The following is a 14500-nucleotide window of genomic DNA, read 5'->3' as shown; positions in this document are numbered from 1 at the left end:
TTCTTTCGGCACTCCTTCGCTTTAAAGCTTTAAAGCTTTTAATGGATAAAGTCTACTATTAAAATGAGGATTCGTCAACAACTTTTTTCTTCCATCTATCATTTTATTATCTGCAATTTTAATTTGCTAATATTCTCTTTCAATCTCCTGTACTCTCTGATACAGGAACTCGTTGGCCGGTACATATATATTATGTTTTTTGGCCAGCTCAATCACAGTGCCTGCAAATAATTCCACCTCGGAAGGCTTCCTGTTGATCCGGTCCTGTCCCGTGGAAGGTGTCCCTGTGGGACTGAGGGTCTTCGTAAGCTCGATGTATTGATTCAGATCCTTTTCCGAAAGAGCCGCTCCCTCTGCATTGGCAAGGGCAATCACTTCCCTCATGGCGGCAATCATGGTCCTGTTCGGCTCTCCCGGCGCCAGAACTCCGGCATAGGTTGTCCCATAGACCATACAGGCCTGATTCACCCCTACATTTAACATGAACTTTCCCCACATCCGGTACAGAATATCCTCTTCCACAACATAGGGCAGCTTGATTTTATCCAGAAATGCCGCCAGACAGTCCAGCTTTTCTCTCAGCCTCTCATCGACGATGCCGATCCGCAGCTTCCCCATCTGGGTGTAGGTCAGCTTATTGCCGAATTTCATAGCATCCATCCCCTGTGCCACCGTATGGATCACCTTATCCGTACCGAACCGCTCACCGATAATCCCTTCACTGGATATTCCGTTCAGCACGGATATAATGATAGTATCCGGCCCGATGCAATTTTGAATTCTATTCAGGGCATCCTCCAGCCCGGTATATTTCACAGCAACAATCAGCAGGTCGGCAGGCTTTGCCTGGGTATCCAGGGTCATATGAAATCGGAATTCCTCCTCATTGCAATAGACAGGCTGGTTCCCATACTTTTGCAGGCGGCTCTCCTCCATAATGAAGTCTACCGCTTCCATTCCCAGATGCTTTACGATATGGGAACCGTATAACACTCCTAATGCTCCCATTCCAATAATACTTACCTTGTTAATTTCCTTCATACCGGCTGTCCTTTCTCTTTATTCCAAAAGCAAAAGCTTATCCTCCGGCAGATAGAGATATCCCGGCATACCCTTTTGCTCCAGCTCCTCCATCTGATTCTTAGGCACGATAAAACACAGCGGTTCTTCGGCGTCCTCCGCTGCCTGCTTCAGAAAAAACTGCTCCTCAAAGGGCAGGGAGCCTCGTCCCGCCAGCTGAAACGGGATATAGTTCTCCTCCGGCTTGTCCCACCGGGGAATAAAATCGTGGGCGCGGATTCCGACATAAGCCGTTTCCGGCCGTATCTCCTGCCGCAGACATAACCGCACTCCCCAGTATACCGCCTCCAGGGTGTGGCTGTCAATACGCCGTGCGGGAGACAGATTCTTGCAGCCGGTAAGTCTTGCCGCCTCCGCCTTGACAGGCCGGCGAAAAACCTCCTCCGTATTCCCGGCGACCACCGCCCTGCCCTGGCTGATCACCAGAAGCCTCTCCGAGAAACGATACACCTCATCCCGGTTGTGGGTGACCATCAGAACATCTCCATGGTAATCCGCAAGGCTTTCCAGCAGCTGCTGCTGTAAAATATCCCTTAAGTAGCTGTCCAAAGCGGAAAATGGTTCATCCAGCATAATAATGTCCGGATCGCTCACCAGCATTCTGGCCAGTGCAACCCTCTGCTGCTGGCCGCCGGACAGCTCCGAGGGATAGCGCTTCCTTAAGCCGTCTAGCCGGTACTGGGCTATCTTTTCGGAAATGATCTGCCGCTTCTCCTCTTTGGAGGCCTTAATTGCAATCCCGATGTTCTCTTCTACGGTCATCGTGGGAAAAAGGGCGTAATTCTGGAACAGATACCCCACCTTACGCTTCTGCGGGGACAGGTTGATCTTATGTGCGGCGTCAAAAAGCACCCTTTGATTCAGCACAACACGCCCTTCGTCAGGGCGTTCAATTCCCGCAATGCATTTCAGGGTCATGCTCTTGCCGGAGCCGGAGGCTCCCAGGATTCCCAGCCTCTGATTCTCATTATCAAATTCCACCTCAAGGGTAAACCCATTGAGCTTTTTCTTAATTGCAACCTCTAACGCCATCTCTTCCTACCACCGCTTTATATTTTTCATACCCATTGCCGCCAGCAGATTCATCGCCCATATGATAACAAAGGAAATGACGCTGATAACTATTACCCAGAAGCCTGCTGTTGTATAGTCCCCATCCTGGATTACCATGGCGATTCTCTGGGAGATGGTAGCCGTCTTCCCCGGAATATTTCCGGCCAGCATGGACGTCGCTCCGTACTCTCCCATGGCTCTCGCAAAGGTCAGAATGGTTCCGGAAGCAATTCCGGGACCTGCCGCCGGCACAACCACCTTCCAGAAGATCATAATATCCGGCATACCCAGGGTTCTTGCCGCATACACCAGATTCACATCCACCTGCTCAAAGGCGGCCCTGGCATTCCGGTACATCAGCGGAAATGCAATTACCGTCGCCGCAACAATACAGCCCAGCCAGCTCTGAATCACCTTGATATCCAGGGTATTATACAAAAAAGAGCCCAGAGGTCTTCTGAGGCTGAACAGCAGCAGCAGATAAAAGCCCACTACCGTCGGAGGAAGAACCATGGTAAGGGTCAGAAAGCCATCCGCGACAGCCTTCATTCTGGGCCCCGCATGCAGCACCTTTCTGGCCGCATAGATGCCCAGGAAGAAGGAGATCACCGTGGCAACCGCTCCTGTCTTCAAAGATATGATCAAAGGGCGCCAATCCAGCCTTTGAAACAGCCGAAGCAAATCCTCCATCCCATTCCCCTCCTGTCTTCATTCTTTTTTCATTCCTCGCCCCGTGCATACCACAAGCTTTGCTTGTGATACTGCTTCAATAAAGAGTTTGAAAGCGGTTTTCTTTCAAACTTCGCCTGCAAAAGCCTGCAGGCCTCTATCCTCTCTTACTGTATATTTGTGTCAAAATAATATTTATCCAATATCGTCTTTGCCTTATCGGATATGATGAACTGGTAGAAATCATCCGCAGCTTTGGTCTGAGCCTTGCTTGCTTCCTTATTGGTAACTCTGCATACCGGATAAATGATATTGCCTGTGAGGTCATAGCTCACTGTCTCCAGAATGGTCAGCTGATCCTCGAAGCCAAAGGTGTCGGAGTAATAGGTGGTGCCTACCTCGCTGGCACCCTCTACCACAGCGGTTAATACCTTACTTACATTACCTTCCTCACTGATTTCCACACCGCCCAGAGCATCCGATACTTCCTGGGTGGTAATCTTGGAAGAGTCGTCGCTGGCTCCCAGAATTCCAAGGGCAATCAGCGCCTGTCTGGTGTATTTGCCTGCCGGTACGCTGCCGTCTGCCAGAGCAATGCTCTTCGCCTTCTCCAGATCGCCGAGTCCGGTTACCGCTGTACCGCTGTCCTTGCGTGTAATTACCACCAGCTGGTTATTCAACACGTTCTTTCTGGTTCCTTCGATCACCTGTCCGCCCTTCTCCAGCTCATCCATCTGCTTCTGTGCCGCGGAAAAAAAGATATCACACGCAAAGCCTTCCTGAATCTGGGTTAATAACTTTCCTGAGCTATCTGCATTAAATATGATCTCCGTGTTGGGATGCTCCTTGTTGTATTCCGCAGCAATCTCCGTCATAACCGTTTTGAGGCTGGCAGCGATAAACACCTGGATCTGTACCTTCTCTCCCTTTGAACTGCAGCCGCCCAGCATACTGACACTTACTGCTGCCACTAATAGTAAAGCAATAACTTTTCTTTTCATGATTTTAAAACCCTCCCTTTATTTTTTTATTTATTGTAGACAGCGGAACCATTTGCCCCTCTGCTTGCTACCCGCCAATACTGCCTATGGACCGCTTCTCATCTCGGTCTGTCTTCTCCTGATGAAAATGATGCTCCGCCGGTTTACACAGGATTTCCTCCTGTATGATCCGTTCCAGCTCTTCCTCCGATATTCCCTGACGCAGCAGGTCTTTGAGATTTAACCTTCCCTCATACTGAAGACAGGTCTTTAATATTCCTTCCGAGGTCAGCCGGATTCGGTTGCAGCTGCCGCAGAACTTGTGGGAAATGGCGCTGATAAAGCCAATCTTCCCTTGAAAGCCCGGCAGCTCATAGTACCTGGCCGGGCCATTACCCATGGTCCGGCGTAGGGGCGACATGCTCCCATAGACCTCCTCCAGAAGCCCTTTTATATACTCCTCATTGCAAGGGTTATAATCGGAACCGCTCCCGATGGGCATCAGCTCGATGAACCGTACGGAGAGCCTGCGCTCCCTTGCCAGCTCCGCCATGGAAATAATGTTCTCCCGGCTGCTGTCAATGGGCACACAATTTATTTTAAGCGGTATCTCCGGATAGAGGAGAGCCTCCTCTATCCCTTCCATTACCTGACTATAGCAATCCCGTTTTGTAATCTCCCTGTATTTCCCGGAATCCCTGGTATCCAGGCTGATATTGATGGAGGTAATTCCCGCCTCCGCCAGCTCTTTCATCCTGTCCTTCAAAAGGACGCCGTTGGTCGTGAGTGTGATTTGTTCAATCCCCTCCATGGAGCGGAGCCGGCGGACAATATCGGCCAGATCCCTTCTCATCAAAGGTTCTCCTCCCGTAAGCTTGATCTTCTTAATCCCGTTTCTGGCCATAACTCTCATGATGGCAGCAATTTCCTCCCGGGTCATAAGCTCTTCTTCCTTCAGAAAACACTTCTGAGCCTCCGGCATACAGTAATAACATCTCAGATTGCAATGATCTGTCAGAGAGATTCGGATATAATCGATATTTCGTTTCATGCCATCCTGCATCGCCTTCACCTCTTTTCCTCTGCCTAAGGGCCTTCCCGTCTTCTCAGGATAATCACTTTCCCACCCGTCAGCGGGCACATTCGCCCGCATCGCCCTTTAGGATTTCCAAGCCATGCTTCAGCTCCCCTATAATATAGGTCAGGCTTTCCTCCACTGCTTTGGGGCTTCCCGGCAGATTCACAATCAGCGTCCTCTTCCGGATGCCTGCGACTCCCCGGCTCAGCATGGCACGCTTTGTTATGGTCATGGAATAAGCCCGCATCGCCTCCGGAATCCCCGGTACCATGCGCTCTACAACAGCGGTTGTCGCCTCTGGCGTCACATCCCGCTGGGAGAAGCCCGTTCCGCCTGTGGTCAGAATCAGATCCACCCTGTTCTCATCACAAAGCTCCTTTATCGCCTCCTGCAGCAATTCCATATCATCGGGAAGTATCCGGTAATACGCCGCTTCATAGCCGTGCTCGGTGACGATGGCTTTAATCCTCTCACCGCTGGCATCCGCACGCTCGCCGATGCTTCCCTTATCACTCGCCGTTATAATTCCTACTCTATACAATCCGCATTTCATCTCCAATCCCTATGGTGCCTCCCTGCAGTACCCTTGCAAAGATGCCCTGCTTCGGCATAATGCATTCGCCCATTTTCTCATAAATCTGGCAGTGATTATGACATTCCTTCCCGATCTGGGTGATCTCCAGAAGGACCTGACCGCATTGCAGCCGGGTTCCTACGGGCAGGGCAGCAAAATCAAAGCCCTCCACCACCAGATTCTCTCCAAAGGCGCCGTCCTCTACCTCCGCCCCTCTGGCATTGAACTCCTCTATCTTCTCATAGGATAGCAGGCTTACCTGTCTGTGCCAGTTCCCCGCATGGGCATCCCCTTCGATGCCATGCCCGGCAAGGAACCTGGCCTCCTTCACATTCTTCTTCTGCGTGCCCCTGGCTTCACTGATGCACACCGCTCTTACAATTCCCCTGCTGCCTTTGTTGTTCATAACATCCCCGCTCTTTCCTCCCGTTTTCCGGTAGAGATAGACCTCGCCGATTACCATGGTCTTATCGATGGCCTTACACATATCATAAATCGTCAGAAGAGCGATATTCACCCCGGTGAGAGCCTCCATCTCCACTCCCGTCTTGCCGGTGGTCTTTACCAGGCAGGCAGCCTCCACCTCCAGAACCTCTTCCTTCAGTTCAAAGTCCACACTGCATTTCTCAAGGGTAAGGACATGGCACATGGGAATCAGCTCCCAGGTCTTCTTTGCCGCCATAATTCCGGCCACCCGCGCGACTCCCAGAACATCCCCCTTCTTTGAGGTTCCCTCCTTGATTGCCGTAAACACCTCCCGGCTCACCCGGATCGTGCCCTTGGCAACGGCCGTCCTCTGGGTGCTGTCCTTCTCCGACACATCTACCATGACCGCATTTCCCCTCTGGTCAAAATGGGTTAATTCTTTCATCCGAACACCTCCTTTTAAGCGCCGAAGCCGCAATTCGGATAGGTGCATACCTCACAGTTCACACACTGGCCTCCATGGGCAAGGGCAATAAAATCCTCTCTTGTAAGGCGTTCACCTGTCAGAAGCCGGGGAACCACCAGATCAAAGATGGATCTTCTGGCATACATAACACAGCCGGGAAGCCCTACAACCGGGACACCCTTCACGTAAGAAAGCAGGAACATCGCGCCAGGAAGCACGGGCGCACCGTAGGTGACAAGCTCACCGCCCAGGCTTTTGATGGCGGAAGGGGTCATATCATCCGGATCCACGCTCATTCCGCCGGTTACTTCAATCAAGTCCGCCCCCTGCTCCAGGAAATATTCAATGGCCTTCACAATCTCTTCCTTCTCATCCCCGGTGAAGATCTGACCCAGCACCTGGGAATTTGTCTCCTTCGCCTTATCTTTTAGAACCGGCCCGAATTTATCCGTAATTCTGCCTTCCTTGACCTCAGAACCGGTGGTTACGATGCCGATTTTGGTAACAGGGTAAGACCGGACCTCCACAATGGGGCCTTCCTGGCGGCAGATTTCCTCAAAGGCCTGCAGCCTCTCTTCCTCCACTACCAACGGGATGACACGGCAGCCGCCGATCAGCTTCCCTTCCTCTGTCTGCTTATCGCCGTGGATGGTGGCAAAGCAGATATCACCCAGGGCATTGATCCGGTAGAGAGCTTCCCGGTTAATCTTCACAATTCCCCGATGCTTGGAACGGAACTCAATCTTGCCCTCCTTGACCTCGGAGAAGACCAGTCCCGCACCGCAAGCCGCTTTGATCATCCGTGCCGCCGCATCGTTCTCATGGACAAAGCCCTGTTCCAGGTTCCAGACATAAATATGCTTTTTCCCGATGTCAAGCAGCTTCTCGATGTCCTTTTCTTCAATAACATGCCCCTTGCGAAACGCCACGCCCTTGCGTTCTCCGGGGATGATCTCTGTTAAATCATGGCATAGCACCATTCCAATTGCATCCTGTACTCTGACTTTCTCCATTCATAACCTCCATCGCTTTTTACAGCAGCACCCCTCCGGGCTCTATTCATGTAATTGTGTAATAATGCAGGAATAAGGGCACAGGCCTTCGGCAATGCTTACAGCCTGGTTTTTAAGCCCTTCCTCATCCGCTTGATTTAATATAACGACTCTCGGAATTCCTCCCGGGAGGAAGTGCTTCTTAAGGTAACCCTGCTCCAGCATCCTGCGGATGTCCTCCGGCTCTATTCTGTGGTCCGGCGCCGCCTGCAGCAGCTCTCTGACCAGCTCCGCCCTATGGCAGCATTCGGACAGCGGTCTGCCAATACCCCGAAGTCCGGCCAGTACCAGAAGAAGCTCCGTCCTCTCCGGTATCACCGGCTCATGGTCCGCCGGAAGCTTCAGCGGCAGACGTTTGGAGCCATCCGCTTCCACCAGCACAAAATCCGCCAGTTCTGCCATCCGTTCCAATTCTTCCGCCTCCGGGCCGGTTATCTTCCCCTCCCCGGCAGGCCTTCCTGCCATTACAACGGAGTTCTGCTCCATCAGCCTCCGGACTTCCTCCGCGGAGGCCGCCAGGGCTCCCGGCTCCCGGAACATATGGGTGGTGGTGGTAATGACGACGCGCTTTCCAAGAGCCTCCAGCTCTTTTGCCAGCCGGAAGATTACAGAGGTCTTTCCTCCTGCGCCAACCACGGCCACGCATCCCCTGTCAGGCCAGACCGGCCTTAAGACTTTCAGCAGGCTGTCCGCTTCGGCCCACTCCCTGTTATTCTGATACCAGACTCTCATAACCGCCGTACCACCCGCCTTTATCATATTACTATTTCATAGATGCTGTCATAACCCAGCTTCTTTTCTGCCATCAACGCCTCCAAAGCCATTCTTGAAGCCATCGCTTCCTTCCAGGCAAGCCCGCAGCCGGCGCTTATCTCCCTGGGGACGGGGATCAGCCGCCCGCCAAAGCCTGCCTCCCTGGCCGTCTCTTCCAATTGCATGGCCTCGGTGGTGGTCCGGAAGGTAACAACACATTGCAGCTCTTTTGGTCTCATCGATATTCTTCCTCCAGAATTCTCACGGCAGCAATGGCTTCCTGAACCTCCTCCAAGGTATTCCAATGGGAAAAGCTAAAGCGTACCATGCCCTGCTCCCTGGTTCCCATTGCCTCATGCAGCAGCGGCGCACAATGGGCGCCCGCCCTGGTAGCAATCTGAAACCGCTGGAAGAGTTCATCGGCAATCTCTCCCGACGCAGTCTCCCCTATGTTCAGCGAGACCACGGGCACCCGAAGAGCCGCTTCATAATCTCCATAGAGGCGAACTCCCGGAAGCCGCTTCACACCATCCACAAAGTGCTCCGCCAGCTCCCTGGCCTTGTTATAAATATTAGTAATACCGTATTCTTCAATATACTCACAGGCCGCCAATAATCCTGTTATTCCGTGGAGATTTCCGGTTCCCGCCTCCAGCGCTTCGGGAAGCTGCTGCGGCATTCCTCGGGAGAAGCTGTCCCTTCCCGTTCCGCCCACCTTCAGCGGAGCCGGATTGCAATCCTCGCCCAGAACCAGCACCCCGGTTCCCTGGGGGCCCATCAGCCCCTTGTGACCGGAGCAGCAGAGCGCCGAAATCCCCAGCAGCTGCATATCAATGGGCAATAATCCGGCCGTCTGGGAGGCATCCAGAATAAGCTGTAAATGATGCCTGGCACAAAGTTCGCGGATGCCTTGAATATCATTCCCATTTCCTGTCACATTGGATGCATGGGTCAGTATCACCGCCTTCGTATTCTTCCTGACAGCTGCCTCCATTTGCCCCGGCTCCAGTCTTCCCTTTTCATCCAGGGGCAGTACGGTGATTTCCGCTCCACGCTTTTCCATCAGATACAGCGGCCTCAGCACGCTATTATGTTCCATGGCCGTGGTAATGCAATGATCCCCCGGCCCCAAGATGCCCTGTATTGCTATATTCAAGCTCTCTGTCGCATTCGAGGTGAACACCACTCTCGACGGATCTCCCTCCGGCAATCCTCCCGCATGAAACATGGACGCGAGAGCCTTCCTTGTCTTAAAAACAATTCTTCCCGCCTCCAGGGATGCCTCATGTGCTCCTCTTCCGCTGTTACCGGCTCCCATCAGGGAACGGTATACCGCTTCCGCCACAGCCTTCGGTTTATGATAGGAGGTTGCCGCATTATCCAGATAGATCATAATCTGCTCCCTCTTCCCAGGATAAGAACCGCCTCCAATACCCCTCCTCCGATGCATCTTGCCTTGTCCGATATGGTAAAGCTGTTCTCTCTTTCACTTTCCCGCGGATCAATATCCGCTATCTTAAAGCCGGCGGGTACCTCAAAGCCGTCCCGCAGAAGACCCCGGATCATTCCGTCGATGGAAGCCGGCACCGGCTGCCCATCGATCCTTGCGATGGTCTCTCCCTTTCTGACTGTGTCACCGATCTTTCTTTGGCAGACCATTGTTCCGGCACAGGGGGAATAGATCACCCTCTCCCTCCCGAAGCCTCCGATTATCCCGGGAATTCCTGTATTCGGCATGGCACTTCCCTGAAACAAAAGTCTTCCCAGATTATGCCCGCGCATGGTCTCAATCACCACGTCCACATCCTGACCCGCGGCAAATCCGGGGCCCAGGGCAATGGTGACGGGCGCCATGGCTCTGGTGGTGCCGATATTCCTCTTTGCCAGAATCCCGTCAACCAATGCCAGCGGGCGAACCTTCTCCAGCAGGGCACAGGATGGATCCACCATTACCGCCACCTTACCCTGACTCAGGATATCCCAGGCTTCTTCCAGGGTGTCCGCACGCACCGCGGTGATATCTTCCACCGTCTGGCTGCCCTCATACACCGCTTCGCACAGCGATACCTGCCTTCGAATCGCCGACGGCCGCTCCGACTCTGTGGCAATCACCGAAAAGCCTGCCCGGTGGAGCTTCTGTATCGTTCCGGTTGCAATATCTCCGGCACCTCTTACTATAATCAGCTTTTTATCTGACATGAAATACCCGTTCTCCTTCCGTCTGTTACGGCTTTATCACCTTTCCTGCCTCGGTAAGCTTCTGGGCAATGGCGTACATATTCGTAACGGTTCCGACCCCCAGCTTCTCGGCAAGCTGATAATGATTCAGGCAGGTTCCGCAGGCCAGTATCTCCACTCCCTGCTCCTCCAGAAGCTTCAGATCCCCAAGGGATTCGGAGCCTTCCACCGCCAGCTTTACTCCGCTGTTATAGAAAAGAATGGTCTGAGGCAGTTTTTCCAATTCGGTCAGCGCATAGATAAAACCCTTCATAAGAATGCGGCCCAGCTTCTCCTCTCCCTCTCCCATTTTATCCGAGGAAAATACAACCACCAGGTTCCCTGCTGCCATATCCGGGCACATATAGGGGCTGGCTGCTTCCTCTCCCAGATCCGCCGCCTCCGTTACGGTAAGCGTAACCAGATACAGACGGTCCTCCTTTTGCTCTGTTTCAACCGCAAGCTTCTTCTGCTCCGCCAGCTTGCTGAGGTTTTGCACTGCAATGGCATTATCCACTAATACTTCCAGCACGTCCTCCTTCTTTAAACCGGCCAGAGCCTTCTTGGTCTCTACCACCGGAAGCGGACACGCTTTTCCTTGAAAGTCTAAATTTATTTTCATTCAACCGTCTCCTATCTATTCTATATTTTAAATTCTCAAACAGCCCGCTATCGGACTATGATCTTATTCCCATTCTTTCCGGTAACTGTACCAACGATACCGCAGGGCAACCCCAACTCCTCCAGCTGCAGGACCAGCTGACCGGCTGCCTCCCGCGAAAGGCTGATCAGCAGTCCCCCGGAGGTCTGAGGATCAAACAACAATTCCTCCATCGCAAAGGGAACCCCCTGAAACTGAAGCCGTCCGCCTGCATGATTCCGGTTCCTCTGTGCCGCTGCCGTGATATAAAACTCCTTAGCATACCGGAGCGCCTCGCGTATATACGGAAGCTGCATAGTGTCAATAACAGCTCCTAATTCTTCCCCCAGCATCTCATTCAAATGCCCCAGGAAGCCGAAGCCTGTAACATCGGTGCAGGCATGCACCTCGTATTGACGTGCCAGCTCCGCGGCGTATTTATTCAAGGTCGTCATGGAGCGCACCGCCAGCTCATAGGCAGCCTCACTGCATTGCTTCATGCGCTGGGCACTGCATACAATTCCTACCCCGAGGGGCTTGGTCAGCACCAGCGCATCCCCCTCCCGGCAGGTATTATTCTTATATATCCGGTCCGGGTGAATGATGCCGGTTACCGAAAGGCCGTACTTAACCTCTGAATCCGCAATGGAATGTCCGCCGGATAATACCCCTCCCGCTTCCAACACCTTCTCACTGCCGCCCTGCATAATTCTTCCCAGGATGTTCAAATCCATTTCCTCCGGAAAGCATACAATATTTAAGGCTGTCTTGACCTCCCCGCCCATGGCGTAGATATCCGAAAGAGCATTGGCTGCCGCAATCTGACCGAAGGTATAAGGGTCCTCCACCATGGGAGGAAAGAAATCCAGAGTCTGGACAATCGCAAGATCCTCCGTCAGCCGGTATACCGCCGCATCATCGGAGCTGTCAAACCCCACCAGAAGATTGGGATCCGTTCCTCTTGGCAGCTTTCCAAGGACGGAAGCCAGTATTCCCGGCCCCAGCTTGGCAGTACACCCCCCGCCCCTGCAAAATATGATTTCCTCTGACATAAGCCTCACTTCCTCTCCGTAAGCTGTCTTGCACCTGTATGAAAAATCCTGGAACATGCGTCGGACTATTCCAGGAAGTCTCTATTATCTTTATTGGGTACGAATATCAGTTATCTCTATTTTAAATTTAAATGTCCCCGGATGCAAATTGTTTGGAAAAACAACTCGCTTGGATGGTCTGCCGATGCTAAGCTCCGTCCCGGGTCAAGAAAATCCGTGCAAATTCTTCCTGGGTAAAGTTCTTCACCCGCTGCTCAAACAATTCAAAATCACGAAGAAGCTTTCCCCCTTCCCTTGTCAGGCAGGTCTTGCCTCCCCGGTTTCCGCCCTGCTGCCTTGTGATCACCTTATACTGCACCGCTTCCTCCAACGCATTCAGCATATGCCAGGCCTTGCTGTAGGAGAGCGCCATGGCCTTACAGGCACTCTTTACAGAGCTTGTCTCATGAATCAAGGTCAGCAGCAGCTTCGTCTTAGCATCAAAAAACAGGCTTTCCTTCTCCAGGCTAAGCCTTACATAGGGATGGAAGATATCCGTATTATGCTTCCGGATCAACTCCGATTTGTGTTCCAGAGGATCAAAATCCTCAATAATACCCGCATCCTCCACCTCAAGGAATTGTCTCCGCACCCCCGCCTCCGCCAGGGCTCCAGGCATCCCTCCCTCTCCCTCATAGTCCAGCAGCAGGGGAATAATATCGGAGGAAACCAATGTAGGATGCCCTATCCTGTGCTGATAGACAGGAGATACCGCCTTTGCGCTGCAGGCCATCATCTTCTTTAAAGTATCCGGACTGAACAGGGGGATATCAACAGGAGTAAACATCACCTTGTCACATTTATCCCGCAGATATTCCAATCCTATTTTCGCCAGGTGGAACAGCTGGGATTGCTCATAATGCTCCTTATGGAGAAATATCACCCCGTAATCACAGAGCTCGCGTTCTATCTCCTCGGAATCAAAGCCCGTAATGATAACGACCGGATCAATTCCCGCAACCTGAAAGGTCAGCACAATTCTCTTAATTGCAGAAATCGAACCAATCTGCAGCAAAGAGCTCGTCTGTTCCTTCCGGATTATCTTTTTCGCAGCCGATATAATGCCGGCCGTTCTGTCTGCGTTATCCAACATCCCGTTTCCCCTCCGCGTGATATAGACCTTCCAGTATATCCCTAGGTATATTTTTATATCGGCAGAGGGAAAAAGTCAAGTACTCTTCTGATTACAGCCCCCGTTCAAAACACCCGTTTCCGACAAAATCAAAGAGGATCCTGTCCCCCTTCGTAAAGCGGTACCGTATCCTGGCGGCTACACTTTCATAGACGGTGCGCTTCATCCTTCCCTGCACCGGCGCAAGAAGGGAATGCTCCCGCAGATCCAGCACCTTTACCCACAGACTGTACTCCCCCTGCTGTACCCACAGCTCGTCCGGGCCGACCTTTTTTATCTTCACGCCCAGATAGGTGGCAAAACGGTACTCCGTCCTCTGGTAATATACCACCCCGATACAGCCGGTAAAGGAAGCGGGGCCCAGCGGTATTTTAGCCACTGCTAACATAATACAATTATGTGTAATCTGCCACCAGCTGCATTGTGTCCAGAAATAGTCCTCCGGAAAGCCGTTTCCCCGGTCCCCCTCGATATAGCCCTGTCCAAAATCAAAGCTTTTGGGAATCCCATTGACCGTAATATGTCCTTCGATTCTGTGTGTCAGACTGTAAATGCTGTGACGGCACTGCATCCGCGGCACCAGGCAAAAGGGCCCCATAATATGGTATCTTAAAGGGGTTATGGCACGGTACTTTAACTGTCCCGTCACCGATAACCCCTCTGTTTGAATATTCAGCAGGATTCCCCTTGTTGTAAATATACTCTTTCCCACACGTACGGCCAGCTTCCTGGAAGAAACGGCAAACTCCTCATAGGGATAGAATACCTGATAAGCCTTCTCCGGTGTGATAACCTGGATGGAGGCGGAGGGAACCCCTTCCTCATCAATATGGCGGGCCGGAATCAGGGAAATCACATCCGTCCCCCGCTGGTTTTTAAAATACCAGCCTTCAAAATAACTGCATTTCTTTTTCTGCTTCATCAAAGAATACCTCCCTGGACTTAAGTGAGGTGCACGGCCATAAGCATGCGGCCCGGCTCATAACACTTCCAGGAATAGGATGAACCATTCTTATGAAAATATGCGGATCTATTACGCTTCTGTATCTACTTTGCTGGATTCCTTCTTCACAGCTGTCCTGGAATAGGCGCCGCTGCTGGTATAAGTGCCGCTGGTGGCCTTCGCCGCATTTCCGATGCTGGCCGCCTTTTGTGATATCTTCGAGGAAAAGGAATGATAGCCGGTAAACAAGGATTGAACAAAATCGCTGCGCGATGGCCTGCCAAGGCTGTGGCGCAGTTTCTGTTATCTAATAATTAAAAGGCAATGGAAATCTTTACTGATATTT

General features: G+C 52.1%; 17 protein-coding genes. All 17 read right to left on the bottom strand.

Translation table 11 applies throughout. The features are described 5' to 3' along the window. Nucleotides 1–126 precede the first annotated feature (126 nt). The 17 genes from HNQ56_RS13660 to HNQ56_RS13580 all read right to left on the bottom strand — a co-directional run bounded on the left by HNQ56_RS13660 (nucleotide 127) and on the right by HNQ56_RS13580 (nucleotide 14403). Complete coding sequence (locus tag HNQ56_RS13660) at nucleotides 127–1041, bottom strand: ketopantoate reductase family protein (RefSeq protein ID WP_429147109.1); 915 nt, start codon at nucleotides 1039–1041, stop codon at nucleotides 127–129. 18 nt (nucleotides 1042–1059) lie between these two features. Beyond that, complete coding sequence (locus tag HNQ56_RS13655) at nucleotides 1060–2112, bottom strand: sulfate/molybdate ABC transporter ATP-binding protein (protein WP_429147107.1); 1053 nt, start codon at nucleotides 2110–2112, stop codon at nucleotides 1060–1062. Nucleotides 2113–2118: 6 nt separating this feature from the next. Then, a complete protein-coding gene (locus tag HNQ56_RS13650; protein WP_429147104.1) occupies nucleotides 2119–2823 on the bottom strand; it encodes a molybdate ABC transporter permease subunit in 705 nt (234 codons plus the stop codon). Nucleotides 2824–2969: 146 nt separating this feature from the next. Further along, nucleotides 2970–3803 carry a molybdate ABC transporter substrate-binding protein gene (gene modA, locus HNQ56_RS13645; RefSeq protein ID WP_429147101.1) on the bottom strand — a complete coding sequence of 278 codons (834 nt, stop codon included), beginning with the start codon at nucleotides 3801–3803 and terminating at the stop codon, nucleotides 2970–2972. Nucleotides 3804–3870: 67 nt separating this feature from the next. Beyond that, nucleotides 3871–4935 carry a GTP 3',8-cyclase MoaA gene (gene moaA, locus HNQ56_RS13640; RefSeq protein WP_429147098.1) on the bottom strand — a complete coding sequence of 355 codons (1065 nt, stop codon included), beginning with the start codon at nucleotides 4933–4935 and terminating at the stop codon, nucleotides 3871–3873. Beyond that, nucleotides 4913–5413: a MogA/MoaB family molybdenum cofactor biosynthesis protein gene (locus tag HNQ56_RS13635; RefSeq protein WP_429147695.1), complete on the bottom strand. Its 501-nt coding sequence runs from the start codon at nucleotides 5411–5413 to the stop codon at nucleotides 4913–4915. The genes moaA and HNQ56_RS13635 overlap by 23 nt, the downstream gene beginning before the upstream one ends. Further along, nucleotides 5394–6305 carry a cyclic pyranopterin monophosphate synthase MoaC gene (gene moaC / locus HNQ56_RS13630; protein WP_429147097.1) on the bottom strand — a complete coding sequence of 304 codons (912 nt, stop codon included), beginning with the start codon at nucleotides 6303–6305 and terminating at the stop codon, nucleotides 5394–5396. The genes HNQ56_RS13635 and moaC overlap by 20 nt, the downstream gene beginning before the upstream one ends. 14 nt (nucleotides 6306–6319) lie before the next feature. Continuing rightward, nucleotides 6320–7339 (bottom strand): molybdopterin-binding protein, encoded by a 1020-nt coding sequence (locus tag HNQ56_RS13625; protein WP_429147094.1) that lies wholly within the window; start codon nucleotides 7337–7339, stop codon nucleotides 6320–6322. A gap of 42 nt (nucleotides 7340–7381) precedes the next feature. Then, the gene (yqeC, locus tag HNQ56_RS13620) at nucleotides 7382–8137 is read right to left on the bottom strand and encodes a selenium cofactor biosynthesis protein YqeC (RefSeq protein ID WP_429147091.1); all 756 of its coding nucleotides are present in this window, start codon (nucleotides 8135–8137) and stop codon (nucleotides 7382–7384) included. Then, the gene (locus tag HNQ56_RS13615; protein ID WP_429147088.1) at nucleotides 8134–8370 is read right to left on the bottom strand and encodes a putative Se/S carrier protein; all 237 of its coding nucleotides are present in this window, start codon (nucleotides 8368–8370) and stop codon (nucleotides 8134–8136) included. Before HNQ56_RS13615 ends, yqeC begins: the two co-directional genes overlap by 4 nt. After that, on the bottom strand, nucleotides 8367–9524 hold the full coding sequence (locus tag HNQ56_RS13610) for an aminotransferase class V-fold PLP-dependent enzyme (RefSeq protein ID WP_429147085.1): 1158 nt from the start codon (nucleotides 9522–9524) through the stop codon (nucleotides 8367–8369). Before HNQ56_RS13610 ends, HNQ56_RS13615 begins: the two co-directional genes overlap by 4 nt. Continuing rightward, the gene (yqeB, locus tag HNQ56_RS13605; protein ID WP_429147082.1) at nucleotides 9521–10330 is read right to left on the bottom strand and encodes a selenium-dependent molybdenum cofactor biosynthesis protein YqeB; all 810 of its coding nucleotides are present in this window, start codon (nucleotides 10328–10330) and stop codon (nucleotides 9521–9523) included. The genes HNQ56_RS13610 and yqeB overlap by 4 nt, the downstream gene beginning before the upstream one ends. Nucleotides 10331–10355: 25 nt before the next feature. Next, complete coding sequence (gene yedF, locus HNQ56_RS13600) at nucleotides 10356–10970, bottom strand: sulfurtransferase-like selenium metabolism protein YedF (RefSeq protein ID WP_429147079.1); 615 nt, start codon at nucleotides 10968–10970, stop codon at nucleotides 10356–10358. Nucleotides 10971–11017: 47 nt separating this feature from the next. Then, nucleotides 11018–12040 (bottom strand): selenide, water dikinase SelD, encoded by a 1023-nt coding sequence (selD, locus tag HNQ56_RS13595; protein ID WP_429147077.1) that lies wholly within the window; start codon nucleotides 12038–12040, stop codon nucleotides 11018–11020. A gap of 187 nt (nucleotides 12041–12227) precedes the next feature. After that, a complete protein-coding gene (locus HNQ56_RS13590) occupies nucleotides 12228–13172 on the bottom strand; it encodes an NTP transferase domain-containing protein (RefSeq protein WP_429147074.1) in 945 nt (314 codons plus the stop codon). A 91-nt stretch (nucleotides 13173–13263) separates the two neighbouring features. Next, nucleotides 13264–14133: a tocopherol cyclase family protein gene (locus tag HNQ56_RS13585; protein ID WP_429147072.1), complete on the bottom strand. Its 870-nt coding sequence runs from the start codon at nucleotides 14131–14133 to the stop codon at nucleotides 13264–13266. A 111-nt stretch (nucleotides 14134–14244) separates the two neighbouring features. Then, nucleotides 14245–14403 carry a hypothetical protein gene (locus tag HNQ56_RS13580; RefSeq protein ID WP_429147069.1) on the bottom strand — a complete coding sequence of 53 codons (159 nt, stop codon included), beginning with the start codon at nucleotides 14401–14403 and terminating at the stop codon, nucleotides 14245–14247. Nucleotides 14404–14500 lie beyond the last annotated feature (97 nt).

Source organism: Anaerotaenia torta (genome assembly GCF_050433395.1).
Classification (GTDB): Bacteria; Bacillota; Clostridia; order Lachnospirales; family Lachnospiraceae; genus Mobilitalea; species Mobilitalea torta.
This window is presented reverse-complemented; position numbering and strand designations above follow the sequence as displayed.